The organism is Halorubrum sp. AS12 (genome assembly GCF_051122765.1).
Lineage (GTDB): Archaea > Halobacteriota > Halobacteria > Halobacteriales > Haloferacaceae > Halorubrum > Halorubrum trapanicum.
Map to the genome: position 1 here is coordinate 1,647,668 of NZ_CP185385.1, position 19,598 is coordinate 1,667,265.

Genomic DNA, 19,598 nt, shown 5'->3' on the forward strand with positions numbered 1-19,598 from the left:
GCGCGAAGCGCGACCGAACGCGACGCGCAAAGCCGACCCACGTCGGCAGTATTTAAATGAAGAATCCGAGTCTGACGTGCGGCTTATAAATGAACGCGCGGTGGCGCGTGTCGACGAGCGGCCGAAGGCCGCGAGTCGCACGCGCGAGGGACGCGGCGAGCGACGGGGCGACCGAAGGGAGCCCCGAGCGAGCCGCGAGGCTGGGGAGGCGTGAGGTGCTGTGCGGTCGCAGTCGGGTGGACTCAAAGGGGCAGCCGCGAGGCCGACGTAGGCGACGCAAGCACTGGAACGAGGGAGCGAACGCAGTGAGCGACCGAGTGAAGCGCACAGCGAGCGTACGTCGGCCTCGCGGCTGGGGCTTTGGAGGTGTTCGCCGTCGATCAGCAGTCTGTTATTTATAAATGAGTGGCTGGGGCTTTGGTCGTGGTCATCTCGAGACTCCCCCCGGATACAACTGCGTAAACGTATCGCGCGCGAGCGAGGTTCGACCCGAAACCGGGGGCGAATCGGGGGGCGATCACCCTCAAAACCGCCACCGAACCCCGATCTGCCAAAACAGACGCCTCAGCTCCGTTAACCCGGATACAAACCGGATTAAACCGCGTTAAGGGACGTCTCTATTTATACGGATAGGGGAATTGGACCCGAGTGGACATGAGCAAACGCACGACAGCCATCCTACTGATCGCGGTCGTCGCGCTCGGCGCGATGACCGGTGTTGCGGCCGCCGACGGCCACCTCGGAGTGGCGGTCGAGCAAGACGCGGACGGGACGTCGACGGTCACGGTGACCGATAACGGCACCGCCGTCGAGAACGCCACGGTCAACGTAAGCGCCGTCGACGCGGAGAACGAGTCGTACGCGGGAGCGGGCGAGTACGAGACGGACGCGAACGGCACCGCCGGCCTCGAAGCGCCTGAGGAGGACGTGACGGTCGAACTCACGGCCACCTCGGGTAACGAGACGGCCTCGACGACGGCCGACCTCGAAGCCCCTGACGGCCTCGAACTCGACGTCGACGACGACGAGAGCGAACCCGTCGTCACAGTCACGAACGACGACGAGGCGGTCGAAAACGCCTCCGTGAACGTCACGACCGTCGACGAGAACGCCACCTACGCCGGCGCGGGCGACTACGAGACCGACGCCAACGGCACCGTCGACCTCCCCGCCGCCGAGGAGGACGTGACCGTCGAGGTCACCGCCGAGTACGAGAACGAGTCCGTCTCGGAGACGGTCGAACTCGAAGCGCCCGACGGTCTCGAACTCGAAGTCGACGACACCGACGAGGAACCGACGGTGACGGTGACCGACGCCGACGAGGGGGTCGCGAACGCGACCGTCGACGTCGCCCTCGCGGACGACGCCGACGAGAACGCGTCGTACGCGGGGACGGGCGACTACCAGACCGACGAGAACGGCACCGTCGGTCTCCCCGCCGCCGAGGAGGACGTCGCGGTCGACGTGACCGCGAGCTACGACGACCGGACCGCCTCGACGACCGTCGAGCTGGCGGGCGGCGAGGAGGAGGAAAACGCCTCCGAGGAGACGCCGTTCGGTCAGCTGATGCGCGACTTCATCGAGAACATCAGCGACCGCGAGGGCGGCATCGGCGCCGCAGTCTCCGACTTCGCGACGGAGAACAACCCCGGTAACGCCCCAGACCACGCGGGCGGTCCCGGCGGTCCTGACGACGCGGACGGCAACGAGACCGACGAGAACGAAAGCGCGCCGGGGAACGCCCCCGACCACGCCGGACCCGACGGCGACGAGGACGACGAGCGCGGCCCGCCGGCCCACGCCGGTCCCGGCGACGACGCGGACGAGGAAAAGGAGGCTGAAGAGGACGAAGCAGAGGAAGACGAGGCTGAAGAAGACGACGAAAGCGATGACGACGCGGACGACGACGAGGACCAAGACGACGAGGACGACGGCGAGAGCGGCCCGCCGGACCACGCGGGCGGTCCCGGCGGTAACTGACGTTCCGACGCAACGAGCGTCGGACGGCGCGGGCGGTGATAGCTGACGACGGGCTTTTTTGCGGACGCGGTCCGGTGTCGGCAGGGTTTAGTGCGCCGTGAGCGAACCGAGAGGTATGAGCGAAACCGCGTATCCGCCGGTGTCACAGCACCTCTCGGACGTCGAAGCGGCCCGAGAGGAGGGGCGCCGGAAGATGGACTGGGCGCTCCAGCACATGCCGATACTGAACGCGCTCCGCGAGGAGTTCGTCGACGAGCAGCCGCTCGAAGGCGAGACGATCGCGATGGCGATCCACGTCGAGGCGAAGACGGCGAACCTCGTCGAACTCCTCGCCGAGGGCGGCGCCGAGGTCGCGATCACCGGCTGTAACCCCCTCTCGACCCACGACGACGTGTCGGCCGCGCTCGACGCCCACGAGTCGATCACCTCCTACGCGGTCCGCGGCGTCGACGACGAGGCGTACTACGACGCGATGCACGCCTGTATCGCGCACGGGCCGACCATCACCGTCGACGACGGGATGGACATGGTGAAGCTGGTCCACGAGGAGTACCCGGAGCTGATCGACTCCATCGTCGGCGGCGCCGAGGAGACGACCACCGGCGTCGACCGCCTGCGCGCGATGGACGCCGACGGCGAGCTACACTACCCCGTCTTCGCCGTCAACGACACGCCGATGAAACAGCTGTTCGACAACGTCCACGGCACGGGCGAGTCGTCGCTCGCGACCATCGCGATGACGACGAACCTCTCGTGGGCCGGCAAGAACGTCGTCGTCGGCGGCTACGGCCAGTGCGGGAAAGGCGTCGCCAAGAAGGCGTCCGGCCAGAACGCGAACGTCATCGTCTGCGAGGTCGACCCCCGGAAGGCGCTCGAAGCGCACATGGAGGGGTACGAGGTGCTCCCGATGACGGAGGCCGCAAAGAAGGGCGACGTGTTCATCACGACGACGGGCAACCGCGACGTGATCACCCGCGAGCACTTCGAGGAGATGAACGACGGCGTGCTGCTCGCGAACGCCGGCCACTTCGACGTCGAAGTGAACCTCGATCACCTCGACGACCTCGCGGTCGACCGCTACGAGGTCCGCGACGGCGTCGAGGGGTTCGAGATGCCCGACGGCCGCGTGCTGAACGTCATCGCGGAGGGGCGGCTGGTCAACCTCGCGGCGCCCATCTCGCTCGGCCACCCGGTCGAGGTGATGGACCAGAGCTTCGGCGTCCAGGCCGTCGTCGTCCGCGAACTGGCCGACAACGGCGACGCGTACGACGCCGGCGTCCACGACGTGCCCGACGAGCTCGACCGCGAGGTCGCGGACATCAAGCTCGCCGCAGAGGGCGTCGAGTACGACGAGCTCAGCGACGAGCAGCGCGAGTACATGGGCAGCTGGGAGCACGGGACGTAGGCGGGCAGCGACGAGCCCTGAGAAAAGCCTTTGTGAGTCTGCATACAACCGTATACACATGTCGAAGAGCATCCGCCTCTCCGAGGAGGCCTACGAGCGGCTCGCTGCTCACAAGCGCGAGGACGAGACGTTCTCCGACGTCGTTCTCCGGCTCGCCGGCGAGCGATCGCTGCTGGAACTTGCGGGTATTCTGAACGACGACGAAGCCGACGCGCTCCGTGAGGCCGTCGAGGAGCGACGTGAACGACGCGCCGCCGAGCTAGAGGACACCGCAGATCGGCTTCGGGAGGCGTAGCGTGCTGCTTGACACGTCGTTCCTCATCGATTTGATGAACGGAGACGAGGACGCCGTCGAGAAGGCTCGGGAACTGGAGACGGAACTGGTCCAACAGCGCATCTCCTCGATGACGCTGTTCGAACTGTACTACGGCATCGCCCGAGCGACCGAGTCAGAGAGCGAGCGTCAAAAGGTCGAAGACATCCTCGCCTCGAAGCCAATCCATCCGGCCGACACCGCCGTCATGCGGAAGGCCGGCCGACTCGCAGGTGAGCTACAGAACGAAGGGGCGCCTGTGGGCGACGGCGACGTGATCATCGCCGCCACTGCCGAGGTCGTCGACGAACCGGTCCTGACCCGAAACGTCGAGGATTTCGAACGACTGGACGTAGATATCGAAAGCTACTGAGGCCCGACTTTTGAAAAATGGCGCGCGCCCGTGAGCGGCTGTTAAGCCGCGAACGGCGTCGCGCGAGGGAGTCGGTCGCCCGAGCGAAGCGACGGGCGACCGACGAGGCTGGGGAGGCGTGAGGTGCGGTGCTGTGCGGGGCGGGACTCAAAGGGGCAGCCGCGAGGACGGCGCAGACGACGTAAGCACCGCAGCGAGCAGCGCGAGCGAGGAGCGCAACGAGTGTGCGCCGTCCTCGCGGCTGGGGCTTTGGAAGAGTTCACCAAGCCGTCGGCAGGAACAATTTATAAGCGATCGACAGCAGCCTCGGTCCAGTAGCGTACTCCACCATCGCCGACAACAACGTACGACCGACCACAGACACCGACTTCGTCCTCGCGCCCTTTTTGAGCGACAACCCCCTACACGTATCAGTGACAGTCACGAGCGTCCACAACCCGAGCCACCGCGAGGCCCTCTGGGAGCTGGAGGACGCCTTCGAGCGCGGCGACCTGATAAGCGTGTTCGGGCGCTGTACCGTCAGCTACGAGGGGCGCGCGGCCTCCGACCTCGGCGCCGGCGACCGGCTGCTCGTGTTGAAGCCCGACGGCGCCGCCCTCGTCCACACCGACGAGGGGCGCCAGCCGGTCAACTGGCAGCCGCCGGGATCGGAGCATCACGCCGCGGTGCGCGAGGGACGGCTCCGCGTGCGCTCGACCAGAGACAACCCCGACGAGACGCTGACGGTCCGCTTCGAGCGAGTTCATCAGCTCTCCGCGATGGCCGTGACGGGGGGCCGCGACCTCGAACTCCACGGGAGCGAGGAGGACCTCCGGACCCGAATCCTGGAACGTCCGGACCTCGTCGAGCCGGGGTTCGAACCCCGGGAAACCGAACGCCCCTCCAGCGCCGGCCCGATGGACATCTTCGGCGTCGACGCCGACGACACCCCGGTCGTCGTCGAACTGAAGCGCCGCCGCGTTGGCCCGGACGCAGTCGGGCAGCTCGCGCGGTACGTACGGGCGCTCAAGGAGGAGCTGGGAGTCGATGCCGAGAGCGATGCCGACGACACCCCGGCAGTCCGCGGAATCCTCGTCGCGCCGTCGGTCACCGACCGGGCCGCGGAGCGGCTCGCGGACCGCAGGTTCGACCACGTCGCGCTCGAACCGACGCCGGCGGAGTGATGCGAGCGGCGTGTCAACGCGGGCCGCGATCCGACTGAACGCCGCCGTTGACCTCCGAGGAGCCGCCGAAGACGCCTCGCTATCGAAGGCTTTATCGCCGCAGCGGCGGCTACATCGGACAAGTAGCCATGTCTGACAAACCCGCCTCTATGTATCGGACGATCGACAAGCCGTCGTACACCCGCCGCGAGTACATCACGGGCATCCCCGGCTCGAAGATCGCCCAGCACAACATGGGCGACCTCACCGCGGAGCCGGACGACTACCCCGTCCAGATCAGCCTCCGCGTCGAGGAGGAGCTTCAGGTGCGACACGGCTCCTTAGAGAGCGCGCGCCTCTCGGCGAACCGCCACCTGATCAAGGAGCTGGGCGAGGGCAACTACAAGATGACCCTCCGCAAGTTCCCCCACCAGGTCATCCGAGAGAACAAGCAGGCGACCGGCGCCGGCGCGGACCGCGTCTCCGACGGGATGCGGCAGGCGTTCGGCAAGCCGGTCGGCACTGCCGCGCGACTCAACAAGGACGACGTGGTCTTCACGGCGTACTGCGACATCGAGCAGGCGTCCGTCGTGAAGGAGGCGTTCCGCCGCGCGTACAACAAGCTCTCGCCGCCGTGCCGGATCACGGTCGACCGCGGCGAAGAGCTGCTCGTCTCGTAGCGACCGACCGCGTCCCCGTCCGCGAGGCGGGTTCTTTTCCGTGCGACCGCTCCGCGTAGCGTCAGCGCCGCTCCCGCGTACGTGCGCCGGTACGGGTCCCGAGCCGAACTCCTGAAATACCTCGCTCGCGTACCGGACGGCAGTGTCACAGCAGCTGGCCGAGGTCGAGACGCTGTTCCTCCACGAGTCGCGGAGCGACTACACCGTCGTGGCGAACCGCGACGGCAACCGCGTGCTCCGCGGGCGGCTCGAACTCAAGGAGACCACCGCCGGTCCGCGCCCGGGGAAGTTCCGGGTGATCCGCGACGGCGAGGACCACCCCCGTCAGCCCGACGAGTTCGTCGACCTCGCGCGGGCGGCCGACCGCATCCGCATCTCCGAGCAGACCTCTCCGGAGAACCGGACGCGGCTGAAGGAGATGCTCGACGGCTACCAGCTGGAGGCGACGGCGGTCCGGACCTGTCGGCGCTGCGCGAGCGACGGGCGGTACGGTCCGATCACCTCGGAGGACGCGATCGAACACAACGGCGAGCTGATCTGCCGGGACTGCGCCCGCCGGGAGCTGGAGCGGGAGCTGTCGTACAAAGGCGAGTTCACCGGCGCGGCCGAGGAGCGCCTCGAAGAGCTGCTGTACGAGTCGGGAGACCTCGACCGGATCGTGAGCCTGCTTCAGGGCGGGCTGGATCCGGATCTCACGAAGTACGACGAGGTGTCGGCGAACGTCGACGACGTCTCGCCGGTCCGGACCGAGGACCTCGACCTCCACCCGGACCTCTCTTCGCACCTCCAAGGCAGGTTCGAGGAGCTGCTCCCGGTCCAGAGCCTCTCCGTGCGGAACGGCCTGCTCGACGGGAACGACCAGCTCGTCGTGAGCGCGACCGCGACCGGGAAGACGCTCGTCGGCGAGCTGACCGGGATCGACCGCGCGCTGAAGGGGGACGGGAAGCTCCTCTTCTTAGTCCCGCTCGTCGCGCTCGCGAACCAGAAACACGAGGACTTCGAGGACCGCTACGGCGACCTCCTCGACGTCTCTATCCGCGTCGGCTCCTCGCGGGTGAACGACGACGGCAACCGCTTCGACCCGCACGCCGACGTGATCGTCGGCACCTACGAGGGGATCGACCACGCGCTGCGGACGGGCAAGGACCTGGGCGACGTGGGGACGGTCGTCATCGACGAGGTCCACACGCTGAAGGAGGGCGAGCGCGGCCACCGCCTCGACGGCCTCATCTCGCGGCTGAAGTACTACAGCGAGAACCGGGTGGAGACGCACGCGGGGTACGACGGCACCCAGTTCGTCTACCTCTCGGCGACGGTCGGAAACCCGGAGTGGCTCGCAGAGCGCCTCCGAGCGACGCTCATCGAGTACGAGGAGCGCCCCGTCCCCATCGAGCGCCACGTCACCTTCGCGGACGCCCGCGAGAAGGCGCAGATCGCGGACAAGCTCGTGAAACGCGAGTTCGACACGAAATCGTCGAAGGGGTACCGCGGGCAGACGATCATCTTCACGAACTCGCGGCGGCGCTGCCACGAGATCAGCCGGAAGCTGCGGTACGACTCCGCGCCGTACCACGCCGGGCTGGACTACGGGCGCCGGAAGAAGGTCGAGCGCATGTTCGGCAATCAGGACCTCTCGGCGGTCGTCACCACCGCGGCGCTGGCGGCCGGGGTCGACTTCCCCGCCTCGCAGGTTATCTTCGACTCGCTGGCGATGGGGATCGAGTGGCTCTCGGTCCAGGAGTTCTCCCAGATGCTCGGCCGGGCCGGGCGCCCCGACTACCACGACCGCGGCCGCGTCTACCTCCTCGTCGAGCCGGACGGCGTCTACCACGGGTCGATGGACCGCACGGAGGACGAGGTGGCGTTCACCCTCTTAAAAGGCGAGATGGAGGACGTGGCGACCCACTACGACGAGACCGCGGCCGCAGAGGAGACGCTCGCGAACGTCGTCGTGGCCGGCAAGAAGGCCAAGCGCCTCAACGACCGCATGATCGGCGAAGTCCCCACCAAGCACGCGCTCGGGAAGCTGCTGGAGTGGAACTTCATCGACGGCTTCGAGCCGACACCGCTGGGCCGCGGCGTGACGCGGCACTTCCTCGCGCCCGACGAGGCGTTCTTCATCCTCGATTCGGTCCGGAAGGGCACCGACCCGTACGACATCGTCGCCGACCTCGAACGGCGCGACGACGAGGAGTGACCGGCGCGAAGCGCAACGAAACCCTTTAGCGGCTCTTCGGGGTACGTAGGAGTGCGGGGCCGTGGGGTAGTGGTATCCTCGCTGCCTTGGGTGCAGTGGACCTGAGTTCGACTCTCAGCGGCCCCATTTTACCGATCGACGAGGGCATACGTGGTAGGTTCAATTATAAATAGCCGTGAGCGGCGGCAACGATTACTTATAAACTGACGGGCGGTGGCGCGTGCCTGCGAGCGGCCGACAGGCCGCGAGCCAGCACGCGCGAGGGAGTCGCGAGCAGGGAGGGACCGAAGGTCCCTCTGGCAGCCGGCGCTACGCGCCGGCGACGAAGCGAGCGACGAGGCTGGGGAGGGGTGAGGTGCGGTGCCGGACGGGGCGGGACTCAAAGGGGCAGCCGGGAGGCGGGCGCAGGCGACGTAAGCACCACAGCGAGCAACGCGAGCGAGGAGCGCAACGAGCGTGCGCCCGCCTCCCGGCTGGGGATTTGGAGGTGTTCGTCGCCGATCTACGACCGACTATTTATAACAAGCCGCTGAGACTTCGGAATCCTTCACCACACCGCCGATCACTCCTCAAAAACGATCTCAAGCCAAGTCAGTCAGCGACTGCTGTTCGTACACGTCTGGGTCGGCAGGCGGCGCATCCCGGACCTCGGGGAAGTACTCCCGAAGCTGCCGGGCCAGCTCCTCACCGAGGCGGACGGGGACCGCGTTGCCGATCTGTTTCAGCACGTCGGTCTTCGTCCCTTCGAACGCGAACTCGTCCGGGAACGTCTGGAGCCGCGCCATCTCGCGGGGGGTGAGATAGCGGTCCTCGGTCGGGTGAATGAAGACGTTCGTGCTCACCGTCAGCGACGGCTCGTCGGGGTGGAGCCGGCGGAGGTACGTCCCGTAACGCTTGACGATCTCCGGCTCGTGCGGGCAGGTGTCGGTGTCCTCGCAGTCGCACTGATACTTCTTCGTCTTCAGGCGGTCGGGGAGGTCGCGGTAGTAGCCGCCCGGCGGGACGTGGCGGATGCGTTTGAGCGTCTTCTCCTGCGTGTTCGCGTACGTCATGTTCGGGAGGTCGTCGCTCGCGTCCGCGAGCGCCTCGCCCGCGGTGCGCCAGCTCCCCTCCGGAGTCGTCGGCTCCGGGAACCGGATCGGGACGTCGCGGTCGGTTCCCATGAAGAAGATCCGGCGGCGCTTCTGGGGGACGCCGTACTGTTCGGCCTCCAGCACCCGGTATTCGCACTTGTAGCCGTGGGCCGCGAACTCGTCGACGATGAGGTCTTTCACGTACCGGTCGTCGCTGGTCTGGCGGTTGATCAGGTCGCGGACGTTCTCCATCAACACCAGCCGGGGTTCGAGGACGGAGACGACCCGGAGGAACTCCTCGAAGAGGGTGTTCCGACGGTCCTTCTCCATCTCGTCCAGCTCGATCTGCTCGTTGTTGAGCCGGCTGAACCCCTGACACGGCGGCCCGCCGATCACCACGTCGATCCCGTCGGGTTCGTAGCCGGCGTCCGCGACGGTCTCGCGGATCGCCGGGGCGTCGAGCTCGCGGACATCCTCCTCGATGAACTCCACGTCGGAGAAGTTGCGGCGGTAGGTCTCGGCGGCCGGCTCCCACTGGTCGCTCCCGAGAGCCACGTCGAAGCCGGCCCGCTCGAAGCCTAGGTCGAGACCGCCGCAGCCGGAGAAGAAGCCGGCGACGACAGGGGCGCCGGCGCTCGCTTCAGTCGGGGCGTCAGACTCGGAGACGGAATCGCCGTCAGCACCCACCGACATCACCTCGCCCGGACTCGGGCGCGCGTACTCGATCCATTTGCCACTCGGTTCGCCGCGGGCGCATAAAAACGTCACACCTCGGGCGGTGAAGCGCCGGGTCGTCCTCGCCGGGCGGTCAGGCGCGTCGCTCGCGGATCGCCTCGGCGAGCTTCTCGGCGGAGATGTCGTCCGACACCGAGGAGCGGTCCCGGACCGCGCGACCTAGATTCGAGCGACGCGAGCGGGGAGAGACGTCGACCGGCGGCGTCCGCCCGCGGCCTTTCGAAATCCTTTTGTCTCGAATCGGCGTTGGTGCGAGTGCGAGCCGCCTTAGCTCAGACTGGGAGAGCACTCGACTGAAGATCGAGCTGTCCCCCGTTCAAATCGGGGAGGCGGCATTTTCCTGCGAACTTACGAGGGAGCCAGCGACCGAGTTGTGAGCAGCGAAAATGCTCCCGACCCGATTTGAGCAGACGAGTCGCGAGCCCGAGCGAAGCGAGGGCGAGCGTCTCGGCGAGTTCAAATCGGGGAGGCGGCATACCTTTTCAACGCGATCCGCATTCGTTGGTCACGCCTGAAGATCGAGCTGTCCCCCGTCCCCGCGAGCGACAGCGAGCGGGCTGTTCGCGACTCACTCGCCGATCCTCGACGAGGGGACCCGCCGCGCGACGGAGTCGAGCGCGTCCGTCCGCGAGAGCACCCACAGACTGCCGACCCACAGGAGCAGTGTCGGCACCGGCGAGTGGCCCGTCGTCGGGAGCGCGACGCCGACGATCCGGTCCGAGAGCGGCGACAGCGGCGGGATTCCCTTCGGGGTGGTGACGTCGATGAGGAGGTGCGAGCAGTAGGCGACGGCGACCGCCGCGCCCGCGGCGCGGTGGCTCCCGCAGGCGTCGACCGCGTACCAGACGCCGACTGCGACCGCCGCGAGCGCGAGGAGCGCGGGCAGCGAGTGGGTGATCCCGCGGTGGACGAAGGGCCAGCCGAGCGCGGCCGGGAAGAGGAAGTCGACGTCGGCGACGAGCCCCGCGACCGCGCCGACGCCCGGTCTGTCGAACAGAATCGCTCCGAGCGCGGCGCCGACGAGGGCGTGGGTGGCGAACGCGGTCGCGAGGAACGCGGCGGTGACGAGCGTCACGGGCCGGGCTTTCCCGCGGCCGGGCCTTAGCTGTTCGCCGGACCCAGCGGCGCCGCGCACTCGCGGCAGTAGGCGAACTCGGACGCGTTCTCCGCGCCGCACTGCGGACAGGTAGCGAGCGCCGCTCCGGCGGCGTCCGGATCCGGCGGGTCGCGGTCGTAGACGGGGTCCTCGGTGTAGCGGTCGATCTCTCCCTCGCGTCGCTTGCGGCTTCGCTCGCGGCCCTCCCGGAAGATCCCGGCGAGGACCCGAATCCCGACGGCCAGCGCGAAGAGCAGCAGCGCGCCGGTCGCGACGAGGGAGATCGTGCTGACGTCGACCATGGGACCGCTACGGGCCGAACACGTAGATAGTGTGGGGTGTCAGCACGGAACGTGGTAGTGGTGGGTTCGGGCGTCGATCCCGACTCACTCGTCGCCGACGAAGACGGTCGCGAGCCGGTCGCCGCAGTGCGGGCAGTTCAGCGTCTGCCACGTGTCGGTGTCGAGGTCGCCGAACGGTTCGGAGCGGCGGGCGTCCGCGGCGGCGACGCTCGCGCCGCACGTCTCGCAGTCGTAGGTGTCGGCGTCGGTCATTCGAGGGGCGGGTACAGGGCGGTCGCCGCGAGGATCCCCGCGGTCTGGCCGATACCGACGAGCGCGACCCCGGCGACGACACCCGTCGCGGAGGCCGCGAGCGCGGCGGCGGCGGCACCGGCGACCGAACACGCGGCCGCGAGCGCCGGCACGGTCCCGGCGCCCGCGAGCGTGACCAGCGTCCCCGCGAGGATGGCCAGCTTCCACGCGCGGAGGACGCCCGTCGCCATGTCGCGCCACGAGGCGGCGACGAAGGCGACGAGCAGGAGACCCATGACGACGTGCGCGACGAACAGCGCGTGCGCGGAGACGACGCCGAGGACCGCCCCCGCAGCGACGCCCCACGCCGCCGGGACCAGCAGCGCGGGACCGTTCTCGCGGAGCGTCAGGGCGGGACCGGCCGCGCGAGACGTGCGAGACACGCACGGCGCTTTCGCGGCCGGAAGGATAAACGTCAGCGTCGGAAAACGCCGTCGGTGGGGCAGTCAGAGAAGACGACGTATCGGTCGAGATAGCATTGGAAATTCATCGTACGGTCAATGTAACCCAGCATATCCGAAGTTTTTGAAGAAGAACGTCCGCAGAGAGACGTGGTAACTGTACACTCGCAATCCTTATGCCCGGCCGGCGCCTCACTGTAATCGCAATGGCGACCGGAAAGGTTGATTTCTTCAACGACACTGGCGGCTACGGATTTATCGAGACTGACGACGCGGACGACGACGTGTTCTTCCACATGGAAGACGTCGGCGGTCCGGACCTCGAAGAGGGCCAGGAGCTCGAGTTCGACATCGAGTCCTCCGAGAAGGGCCCCCGCGCGACTAACGTCGTTCGGCAGTAAGCCGATCCGAAAGGTGGGTCGGTCCGGCTGACGCCGAACGCGACTCTGACACACGGTACCAAACGTTTTCGTCCGCGTCACGGGCTTCGCGTCCGCCGCGGCCGTATTTTATCACCGACCAGCGCTCCGCTTGCCGCGTGTGCCGCCCGTCGCGTGGACGGCGTTGGCGATGGACCTACAAAATCGACGGGAGCGGCCGCGCTCAGATGTGCTGCCCGAAGAGACCGCGGCCCTTCGTCACCTCGACGTCGCCCTCGACTTTCGTCTGACAGGCGAGGCGAACGTCGTGGTTCGGGTGGTGCGGCGGGAACCAGAGGCGGGCGCGCTCCTTTTTGCCCGGCTCGCTGACCTCGCCGTCGACCTGGACCGCACAGGAGCCGCACGACCCGCTCCCCCGACAGTTGAGCTGCTCCATCTTCCCGTTGTAGACGGAGAGACCGGCCTCCTTGAGCACGTCGCGTAAGACGGCGCCCTTCTCGCACTCGATTTCCTCGCCCTGATAGGATACGGTAGGCATGTGTGTACACGGTACGGGAGCGATCCACAAAGAGCCTGTGTCCGCGGGCCGCGACGACCGAACCGGGCGCTTGACCGGCGCCGTCCCGCGATAACGGCCGTGTGCCGAGCGTCGGACGCCGACGGGGCGTTTTTTACCCTCGGAACCGCAGGGTGGCACAATGGGACTCAGGTGTCTGCTCGGACACGACTTCGGCGAACCCGAACTCCAGCGGGAACGCGAGGAGGACGGCGACGAGGTCGTCACGACCGTCAAGGAGGTGAAGACCTGCGCTCGCTGCGGCGAGACGCAGATCGTCAGCGAGAATACCGAGGTGACGACGATGGAGCAACTGGCCGACGAGGCCGCCGCGAACGCCGCCGGGGCAGGTGCGGCGGACGAGGGTGACCGCGGGACCGCGGGGGGACCGGCGGCGTCGGGCGAGGGTGAAGCCACGGTCGACGCCGATGGGACCGCGGGCGTCGGCGCGGCGCCGGGACGCGGCGACGCGGACGAGGCCGCGGGCGCCGGTGACGGGGTGACGCTCGACGAGGAGCCGGGAGCCGGGACCGACGACGCGGTAATCATCGACGACGGACCGTCTGGCGACGAGGGGACCGAAACGGCCGACGCCGGGCCGGATCCGGGGGAGGTCGAGACCCCGACGGGACCGGCAGATGGTCCGGACGCCGCGGGCGAGTCGGCGTCGACGGGACCGAGCCGAGCAGACGAGGACACCGAGCTTTTGGACGCGGGCGAAGGGTCGGCGTCCGGCGGGTCGCCCGCGACTGACGCCGAACCGGAGTCCGCGTCGAGCGACGAACCGGAGTCCGCGTCGAGCGACGAACCGGACGCGGAGAGCGACGACGGCGTGATCCTCGACGAGGACGGGGAGTCGGCCGGCGACCGGGAACGAGGAGCGTGGCCGTCGGTCGACGAGGCGGACGCCGACGCCGACGAGCGGGCCGCGTGGCCCGACCACGGGGGCGAAGACGAGGGGTTCAGCGCGGAGGTCGGCGAGGGCGGCGAGGCCGACGTGGAGTTCGGCGGCGGACTCACCCCGGAGGCCGCGGAGGGGCGAGACGGGGAGTCGGCGGAGACGGAGTACGTCGAAGCGCCGGACGACGCGGAGGCCGTGGCGTTCGACGCGGGCGGTGAGGGCGGAACGGGGATCACCCGCGGGGAGAGTCCCGACCTGGAGACGGCGGGCGGAGACGAGCCGTCGGAGTACTACTGTCCGGAGTGCGGTATGGTCCGAGCCGCGGACGGCAGCTCCATGCGCGCGGGAGACATCTGTCCGGAGTGTAAGCGCGGGTACGTCGACGAGCGGCCCCGATAGTCCGACGAGCGGCCGGTAATCCGGTAAAAGGCCGCGTCGGCGGCCGAGCGGCCGTGACGAAACTGGTTTACGCCGGCCTGTCGAACGGTCGCGGCATGAAGCAGTACAAGATGCGCCGCGGCGAGCATCTGGACGACCGGATGCCGGACCTGAAAGGTTCCATCGAGGAGTACTTCGGCGATGTCACGGACACCGAGGAGTACGACGGCCACGAGCTGTACGTCGTCGAGGACCCCGACAACCCGGTGTTCAAGCGAATCGTCGCGGGCGCCGCCGAGTACGGGAGCAAGAAGGACAAGCTGGCGGTCCACTTCGAGGAGCGGCCCGCCGAGGAGGTCATCGCCGAGGGGAACGCCGACGCCGCCGCGGACGCCGTCGACGCGAAAAACGAGTTCTTACTGGAGGCGACCGGCCGCGACGCGAAGTCCCGCCGCGACTCGCTGAAGCGCGAAGTCGAGGACGACGCGCCCGACTACTGATTGGATTCGCCCGCCGTCGGAGCCGCCCTTCTCTCGTCGAGAGCCTCTCGGAGCGTCCGTAGCGCCTCGCTCGTCCGACCGGCAGCCGTCGGAACCGGAGCCTCGCGGCCGTGAGAGTGTCAGGATCGATCGGTTAAATGTTTATTCGGATTTGAGTTAAAACTTCGCTACACTTAACTCGGTCGGAGACGAAAGGCGTGTATGAGCATCGAAACGGTTGTACTGGCGGTCGGCACCGAAGACGAGAAACGCACCGAGCGGCTCGCAGAGGAGATCATCGCGCTCGCGAAGCCGGCGGACGCCGAAGTCGTGTTGACCCACGTGTTCGGTGAGGAAGAGTTCGATGAGACCCGCGCGAAGCTCGGCTTCGACGCGGACGGCGAGAACTCGACGCCCGACGCGGTCGCGGAGCGACACAGGACCACCCGAGAGCTCTCGGAGATCCTCTCCGCGGCCGGCGTGCGACACTCGGTCCGCGGCGCGGTCGGCGACCTCGCGGACGAGGTCGTCGAGACCGCCGAGGGCCTCGGAGCCGACCGCGTCGTCGTCGGCGGCCGGCGCCGCTCGCCGACCGGGAAGGCCGTCTTCGGCAGCGCGGCGCAGAAGGTCATGCTCTCGGCGCCGTGTCCGGTGACGTTCGTCCGCGAGACCGCCTCGTAACGCGATTTCGCTGGAGTCGGCTCGTTTTTTATTCCCGCTCGACCGCGCGAAGCGTCCCGCTTAAGTGAGACGGGTCCGCCCTTACACCCGATGTACTACGTGGGCGTCGATCTCGGGGCGACGAACGTCCGGGCGGTCGTCGGCGACGAGACTGCGGCGATCCTCGGCTCCGCGTCGCGAGACACCCCGCGGGGACCGAACGGAATCGCCGTCACGGAGGCCGTCTTGGAGGTGATTCGAGCGGCCAGCACGGACGCGGGGATCGCACCCAGCGAGGCGGTCGCGGCCGGGATCGGCTCTATCGGCCCGCTCGACCTGGCGGAGGGGATCGTCCAGGGTCCCGCGAACCTCCCGGACACCGTCGAGCGCATCCCGCTCGTCGGCCCGGTCGGCCGGCTGCTCGACACCGACGAGGTACACCTCCACAACGACACCATCGCGGGCGTCATCGGGGAGCGGTTCCACTCCGAGCGCAACCCCGACGACATGGTGTATCTCACCATCTCCTCGGGGATCGGCGCCGGCGTCGCCGTCGACGGCAACGTGCTCTCGGGGTGGGACGGCAACGCCGGCGAGGTCGGCCACATGACCGTCGACCCGCACGGGTTCATGACCTGCGGCTGCGGGCTGGACGGCCACTGGGAGGGGTACTGCTCGGGGAACAACATCCCGAAGTACGCCCGCGAACTGTACGAGGAGGACCCGATAGAGACGAGCCTCCCGGTCAAGGACCCCGACTTCTCCGCGGTCGACGTGTTCGAGGCGGCAGGCGAGGACACGTTCGCCGACCACGTGATAGATCAGGTCGCCCACTGGAACGCCATGGGGATCTCCAACGTCATCCACGCGTACGCCCCGCTGGTCGTGAGCGTCGGCGGCGCGGTCGCGCTCAACAACCCCGAGCGCATCCTCGACCCGATCCGCGAGAAGCTCCCCGAGATGGTGTTCATCAACGTCCCGGAGGTGCGGCTCACCGACCTCGGCGACGAGGTGGTCGTGAAGGGCGCCCTCGCGAGCGCGCTGACGGGCGGGACGGGCGACCGCTCGCGGGTCAAGAGTCCGCCCTGACGGGCGGGAGACCGGAGCGGCGAGTTTCGCGGGCTACTGCTCGAACTCGGTTAGCTCCGGGTCGACCTCGGGATCGACCGCGTCGCGCGTCTCGAGGTACGTGTCGCGGTACCGCCGGATCTTGCGGAGGAGCACGTAGCCGAACGCGCCCTGGAAGACGAGGACGAACCCGAACAGCGCGAGGACCTGCGGGAGACCGAGCAGCTGCGAGGCGACGGCTGTCACCGGGCCGACGAGCGTGTTGTACAACGCGTGGATCGCCGCCGCGAGGACGAGCCCCTTGACGATGATCGGGCCGCGGTGCTCCGGGTTGAACTTCGCCAGCCCGAGGTAGTAGCCCGCGAACGCCGAGTAGATGACGTGACCCGGTCCCGCGAGCGCCCGGAGCGCCGCGATGCCGTCGCCGGCGCCGAGCGCCGCGATACCGACCGTCAGCTCCGCGAGGTCGACGTTCTGGGCGATGTACACGAAGTTCTCGATGACGACGAAGCCGAGACCCGCGATGGCGCCGTAGACGGCGCCGTCGATGACCGCGTCGAACCGGGCGTCGGTGTAGGCGTACAGCCGCACCGCGAGCAGCTTCACCGACTCCTCTATCGGACCGACGACGACGAAGAAGAAGACGACGAGCCCGAAGAAGCCAAACGGCTGGAAGTACGGCTGGAGCAGGCTGTTCAGTATCGCCGCGAACGTCGCGGTGAGGATCGACAGCAGGAACGTCGCCACCAGCAGCGACAGCGGCTCGGCGGTCGTGACGTCCGAGACGTACACGTAGGCGGCTAGGCCGAGCGCGGGGATCACGGAGAGACCGAGGAGGATCGCGATGGCCGGGTCGAACAGCAGCCCCAACCCGAACGAGCCGAGGATCGCGAGAAGCCCGACGAGCGCGACGAGGACGATCCCGGCCTTCGCCGAGCGCGTGAGCAGCCAGTACAGCGCGACCGACAGCCCGTCGAGGGAAGTCCGCTCCTCCCAGGTCGCGACATCGTAGAGGTCGCGGTCGTCGTCGGCCCGGGACGCGATTGGGTCCTCCTCGGATGGCATGCGAGCCGATTGCTCCCCCGGTGACTTAATTGATGGGCGGCATCTGGGAGTCGGACGTAGTGAGGGGCGGAACGGCGCGACCGCGACGCGGCCGACAGGATTGAAACGGCGGCGGCCGAAGGCGGGGTATCGACTTCGATCCACGGGTCCAGCAGGCCCTCCGAGAGGCCGGACTGGACGCGGACGCCGTCGCCGACGCCTCGGACCGCGCAGCCGAACTCGTCGCCCGCGACGCGGACCGCCTCCGGACGTTCTTCGACGGCGACGGAGCCTACTACTCGGACATGGAGATGGCGCACAGCGCGGATGCGATCGAAGAGCACGCGACCGCCGACGTCGACCTGTTCACCCACGGGAGCGACCTCCGCGGCTACCTCTCGCTCGACGGGTGGGGCGTCCCCGTCGAGGGCGGTCGAATCCTCCGAGAGAGCGAGGACGGCGACGAGCCGGTCGTCGTCGAACTCTCTCGGCGACACGGTGAACGACCGGATTCGGTTCGCACGCGAGCGCGAGGATCTCTGACGATGCCGCGAGCCCGCGTTCGCGGCATCTACGCGACGGCGCTCACCGCGCGCCTGCTCGATTCGGGCCACGAGGTCGTCGACGCCTCGCCGCCGATCCGGCGGCGCTTCGACGCCGCGTTCGGAACCGAGCCGCCGGACGTCCGGATCGGGACGAGCGCGGACCGGCAGGGCGTCGGCGCGAGCGGCGATCCCGACGCGGTCGACGCGGTCCGCGAGGTCCTGACCGGCGCGGGCCGCGACGCGCTCGCGTGGCCGGACCCGACCCCGACCGGCGCCGTTCTCGACGGCGAGGTGACGGAGACGCTCGGCGGCGGCGCGGTGGTGCGGCTTCGCGTCGGCGACGGCGATACCGCCGAGGGGTACCTCCCGTACGGCGACGTCGACGCTCGGATAGAGTCCGGGGATCCGGTCCGGGTTCAGGTGCGCGAGTCGGCGGCGCCGTGGACCGATCGCCGCCCAGAACTCGCCGGGGAACTGCGGGTCGGCGGCGACCTCGTCGCGCTCGAACCGGGGTCGGGGACGCGGGTCGACGCCCGGGACGACGAGGCCGCGCGAGAACTGTCGGGGATGCTCGACCTGCTCGAACTCGAACCGCCGGCGGGGTGGCGAGCGGTGTGGCAACCCTCGGCCGTCGACGCCGACACGGAGGCGTTGACCGCCGGACTCGACGCGGCGGTGGACGCCGCTCAAGAGCTGCGCGCGGCGACCGACTCCGGCGAGGGGAGCGGAGTGGCCGGAGACGACGCCGACGGCGACGGCGAGGGCGAGGGCCTCGGCGTCCTCGACGACAGAGGCCGGCTCCGGGACGCGCCGGTCGCCGCACCCAACGCCGGCGTCTGGGTCTGGTTCGGCCGCGAGAGCCGGTCCGGACTCGACGACGCGCGCCGGACCGCGACCGCGACGATGCCGGGCCACCACCGCGTGAAGGCGGGGTCGGCCGACGCCTCGGCCGGGGTCGACCTCGCGGAGGCGCTCTGTGATCCCGACCCCGACGCGGAGTTTCCGTTCGCGGTCGTGAGCGACGCGTTCGGCCCGCGCGAGGGCGACGCGCTCCGGATCGACCACGGGAAGCCGGACGGGCGGCTGATCACCCTCGGCGAGGGGACGGTCACGGCGGTCGACGTCGACGGGACCGTCACCGTCGAGCGCGAGATGACCGGCGGCGGAAGCTACGACGGGCTGGGGGTCGCCCGCGAGGCGGGCGACGTCGCCGAGACGAGCCTGAAGGAGGGCCGCTGGTGGTACCCGACGACGTACCGCGGCCGCGACGGGACCGTCCGCGGGACGTACGTCAACGTCTGGCACGCCGGTGGAGGTGTTCCCGGACGCGGCGCGCTACGTGGACCTCCACGTCGACGTGGTGAAACGGCCGGACGGTCGGGTCGAGCGCGTCGACGACGACGAGCTCGACGAGGCGGTCGCGGCCGGAACGGTCCCCGGGGCGCTGGCGGAGAAGGCGCGGAGCGTCGCGTCGGCGCTGGAGAACGCGCTCTGAGGCGGACGGCGGCCCGAGATATGCCGCCCGAGCCGGTCTCGACTCGGTCGTTTCGAAATCCAATCACTTCGATGCGTTACAATAGCATTATTGTTCATCGTATA

At 68.7% G+C, this 19,598-nt stretch carries 19 protein-coding genes, 2 tRNA genes and 2 pseudogenes; 16 read left to right on the plus strand and 7 right to left on the minus strand.

The window, feature by feature from the left end:
* Nucleotides 1–654: 654 nt before the first annotated feature.
* The 8 genes from ACODNG_RS08270 to ACODNG_RS08305 all read left to right on the plus strand — a co-directional run bounded on the left by ACODNG_RS08270 (nt 655) and on the right by ACODNG_RS08305 (nt 8,216).
* Nucleotides 655–1,980, plus strand: a complete 1,326-nt coding sequence (locus tag ACODNG_RS08270) for a DNA primase (RefSeq protein WP_434520927.1) — start codon at nt 655–657, stop codon at nt 1,978–1,980.
* A 115-nt stretch (nt 1,981–2,095) separates the two neighbouring features.
* On the plus strand, nt 2,096–3,385 hold the full coding sequence (locus ACODNG_RS08275) for an adenosylhomocysteinase (RefSeq protein WP_434520928.1): 1,290 nt from the start codon (nt 2,096–2,098) through the stop codon (nt 3,383–3,385).
* 58 nt (nt 3,386–3,443) lie between these two features.
* Nucleotides 3,444–3,680, plus strand: coding sequence for an antitoxin VapB family protein (locus ACODNG_RS08280; protein ID WP_434520929.1), 237 nt, complete (start codon nt 3,444–3,446; stop codon nt 3,678–3,680).
* Nucleotide 3,681: 1 nt separating this feature from the next.
* On the plus strand, nt 3,682–4,071 hold the full coding sequence (locus ACODNG_RS08285; RefSeq protein ID WP_434520930.1) for a type II toxin-antitoxin system VapC family toxin: 390 nt from the start codon (nt 3,682–3,684) through the stop codon (nt 4,069–4,071).
* A gap of 413 nt (nt 4,072–4,484) precedes the next feature.
* A complete protein-coding gene (gene nucS / locus ACODNG_RS08290) occupies nt 4,485–5,234 on the plus strand; it encodes an endonuclease NucS (RefSeq protein ID WP_434520931.1) in 750 nt (249 codons plus the stop codon).
* Between the two features lie 128 nt (nt 5,235–5,362).
* Entirely contained in the window at nt 5,363–5,893 is a 531-nt protein-coding gene (locus ACODNG_RS08295; protein WP_434520932.1) for a 50S ribosomal protein L16, read from the plus strand.
* A gap of 142 nt (nt 5,894–6,035) precedes the next feature.
* Nucleotides 6,036–8,090 (plus strand): DEAD/DEAH box helicase, encoded by a 2,055-nt coding sequence (locus ACODNG_RS08300; protein WP_434520933.1) that lies wholly within the window; start codon nt 6,036–6,038, stop codon nt 8,088–8,090.
* Between the two features lie 55 nt (nt 8,091–8,145).
* Nucleotides 8,146–8,216, plus strand: a tRNA-Pro gene (locus tag ACODNG_RS08305).
* Between the two features lie 455 nt (nt 8,217–8,671).
* On the opposite strand, the gene ACODNG_RS08310 is transcribed toward ACODNG_RS08305, so the two are convergent.
* A complete protein-coding gene (locus ACODNG_RS08310; protein WP_434520934.1) occupies nt 8,672–9,856 on the minus strand; it encodes a DNA cytosine methyltransferase in 1,185 nt (394 codons plus the stop codon).
* A 303-nt stretch (nt 9,857–10,159) separates the two neighbouring features.
* Here ACODNG_RS08310 and ACODNG_RS08315 point away from each other — a divergent pair.
* Nucleotides 10,160–10,233: transfer RNA gene (locus ACODNG_RS08315), tRNA-Phe, on the plus strand.
* A gap of 233 nt (nt 10,234–10,466) precedes the next feature.
* Here the strand turns inward: ACODNG_RS08315 and ACODNG_RS08320 are convergent.
* From ACODNG_RS08320 to ACODNG_RS08335, 4 genes are all read right to left on the minus strand, one after another.
* A complete protein-coding gene (locus ACODNG_RS08320) occupies nt 10,467–10,973 on the minus strand; it encodes a metal-dependent hydrolase (RefSeq protein WP_434520935.1) in 507 nt (168 codons plus the stop codon).
* A gap of 26 nt (nt 10,974–10,999) precedes the next feature.
* On the minus strand, nt 11,000–11,296 hold the full coding sequence (locus ACODNG_RS08325) for a DUF7577 domain-containing protein (RefSeq protein ID WP_434520936.1): 297 nt from the start codon (nt 11,294–11,296) through the stop codon (nt 11,000–11,002).
* 84 nt (nt 11,297–11,380) lie between these two features.
* A complete protein-coding gene (locus tag ACODNG_RS08330; RefSeq protein WP_434520937.1) occupies nt 11,381–11,548 on the minus strand; it encodes a hypothetical protein in 168 nt (55 codons plus the stop codon).
* Entirely contained in the window at nt 11,545–11,997 is a 453-nt protein-coding gene (locus tag ACODNG_RS08335) for a hypothetical protein (protein WP_434523080.1), read from the minus strand. Before ACODNG_RS08335 ends, ACODNG_RS08330 begins: the two co-directional genes overlap by 4 nt.
* A 197-nt stretch (nt 11,998–12,194) precedes the next feature.
* On the opposite strand from ACODNG_RS08335, the gene ACODNG_RS08340 reads away from it, so the two are divergent.
* Complete coding sequence (locus ACODNG_RS08340) at nt 12,195–12,389, plus strand: cold-shock protein (protein WP_004599158.1); 195 nt, start codon at nt 12,195–12,197, stop codon at nt 12,387–12,389.
* 202 nt (nt 12,390–12,591) lie between these two features.
* Here ACODNG_RS08340 and ACODNG_RS08345 read toward each other — a convergent pair whose 3' ends face one another.
* The gene (locus ACODNG_RS08345; protein ID WP_434520938.1) at nt 12,592–12,906 is read right to left on the minus strand and encodes a 2Fe-2S iron-sulfur cluster-binding protein; all 315 of its coding nucleotides are present in this window, start codon (nt 12,904–12,906) and stop codon (nt 12,592–12,594) included.
* Between the two features lie 160 nt (nt 12,907–13,066).
* Between ACODNG_RS08345 and ACODNG_RS08350 the strand changes: the two genes are divergently transcribed.
* The 4 genes from ACODNG_RS08350 (at nt 13,067) to ACODNG_RS08365 (ending at nt 16,431) form a co-directional block, all read left to right on the plus strand.
* Entirely contained in the window at nt 13,067–14,224 is a 1,158-nt protein-coding gene (locus ACODNG_RS08350; protein ID WP_434520939.1) for a DUF7093 family protein, read from the plus strand.
* 95 nt (nt 14,225–14,319) lie between these two features.
* A complete protein-coding gene (locus ACODNG_RS08355) occupies nt 14,320–14,703 on the plus strand; it encodes a DUF5611 family protein (protein ID WP_434520940.1) in 384 nt (127 codons plus the stop codon).
* A 201-nt stretch (nt 14,704–14,904) separates the two neighbouring features.
* Complete coding sequence (locus ACODNG_RS08360; protein ID WP_434520941.1) at nt 14,905–15,363, plus strand: universal stress protein; 459 nt, start codon at nt 14,905–14,907, stop codon at nt 15,361–15,363.
* Nucleotides 15,364–15,453: 90 nt separating this feature from the next.
* Entirely contained in the window at nt 15,454–16,431 is a 978-nt protein-coding gene (locus ACODNG_RS08365) for an ROK family protein (protein WP_434520942.1), read from the plus strand.
* Nucleotides 16,432–16,464: 33 nt separating this feature from the next.
* Here ACODNG_RS08365 and ACODNG_RS08370 read toward each other — a convergent pair whose 3' ends face one another.
* Nucleotides 16,465–17,475 carry a PrsW family intramembrane metalloprotease gene (locus ACODNG_RS08370; RefSeq protein WP_434520943.1) on the minus strand — a complete coding sequence of 337 codons (1,011 nt, stop codon included), beginning with the start codon at nt 17,473–17,475 and terminating at the stop codon, nt 16,465–16,467.
* 173 nt (nt 17,476–17,648) lie between these two features.
* Here ACODNG_RS08370 and ACODNG_RS08375 point away from each other — a divergent pair.
* Both ACODNG_RS08375 and ACODNG_RS08380 read left to right on the plus strand, forming a co-directional pair.
* Nucleotides 17,649–17,846: pseudogene (locus ACODNG_RS08375) on the plus strand (DUF7532 family protein); the annotation flags it as partial.
* Nucleotides 17,847–17,999: 153 nt separating this feature from the next.
* Nucleotides 18,000–19,494: pseudogene (locus tag ACODNG_RS08380) on the plus strand (DUF402 domain-containing protein).
* Nucleotides 19,495–19,598: the final 104 nt, after the last annotated feature.

Bases quoted from the DNA above. Each gene is read 5' to 3' on its own strand.
- ACODNG_RS08280 (WP_434520929.1), top strand. From the start codon at position 3,444: ATGTCGAAGAGCATCCGCCTCTCCGAGGAGGCCTACGAGCGGCTCGCT.
- ACODNG_RS08370 (WP_434520943.1), bottom strand. From the start codon at position 17,475: ATGCCATCCGAGGAGGACCCAATCGCGTCCCGGGCCGACGACGACCGC.
- ACODNG_RS08360 (WP_434520941.1), top strand. From the start codon at position 14,905: ATGAGCATCGAAACGGTTGTACTGGCGGTCGGCACCGAAGACGAGAAA.
- ACODNG_RS08275 (WP_434520928.1), top strand. From the start codon at position 2,096: ATGAGCGAAACCGCGTATCCGCCGGTGTCACAGCACCTCTCGGACGTC.
- ACODNG_RS08340 (WP_004599158.1), top strand. From the start codon at position 12,195: ATGGCGACCGGAAAGGTTGATTTCTTCAACGACACTGGCGGCTACGGA.
- ACODNG_RS08365 (WP_434520942.1), top strand. From the start codon at position 15,454: ATGTACTACGTGGGCGTCGATCTCGGGGCGACGAACGTCCGGGCGGTC.
- ACODNG_RS08350 (WP_434520939.1), top strand. From the start codon at position 13,067: ATGGGACTCAGGTGTCTGCTCGGACACGACTTCGGCGAACCCGAACTC.
- ACODNG_RS08270 (WP_434520927.1), top strand. From the start codon at position 655: ATGAGCAAACGCACGACAGCCATCCTACTGATCGCGGTCGTCGCGCTC.
- ACODNG_RS08330 (WP_434520937.1), bottom strand. From the start codon at position 11,548: ATGACCGACGCCGACACCTACGACTGCGAGACGTGCGGCGCGAGCGTC.
- ACODNG_RS08345 (WP_434520938.1), bottom strand. From the start codon at position 12,906: ATGCCTACCGTATCCTATCAGGGCGAGGAAATCGAGTGCGAGAAGGGC.
- ACODNG_RS08310 (WP_434520934.1), bottom strand. From the start codon at position 9,856: ATGTCGGTGGGTGCTGACGGCGATTCCGTCTCCGAGTCTGACGCCCCG.
- ACODNG_RS08325 (WP_434520936.1), bottom strand. From the start codon at position 11,296: ATGGTCGACGTCAGCACGATCTCCCTCGTCGCGACCGGCGCGCTGCTG.
- ACODNG_RS08295 (WP_434520932.1), top strand. From the start codon at position 5,363: ATGTCTGACAAACCCGCCTCTATGTATCGGACGATCGACAAGCCGTCG.
- ACODNG_RS08355 (WP_434520940.1), top strand. From the start codon at position 14,320: ATGAAGCAGTACAAGATGCGCCGCGGCGAGCATCTGGACGACCGGATG.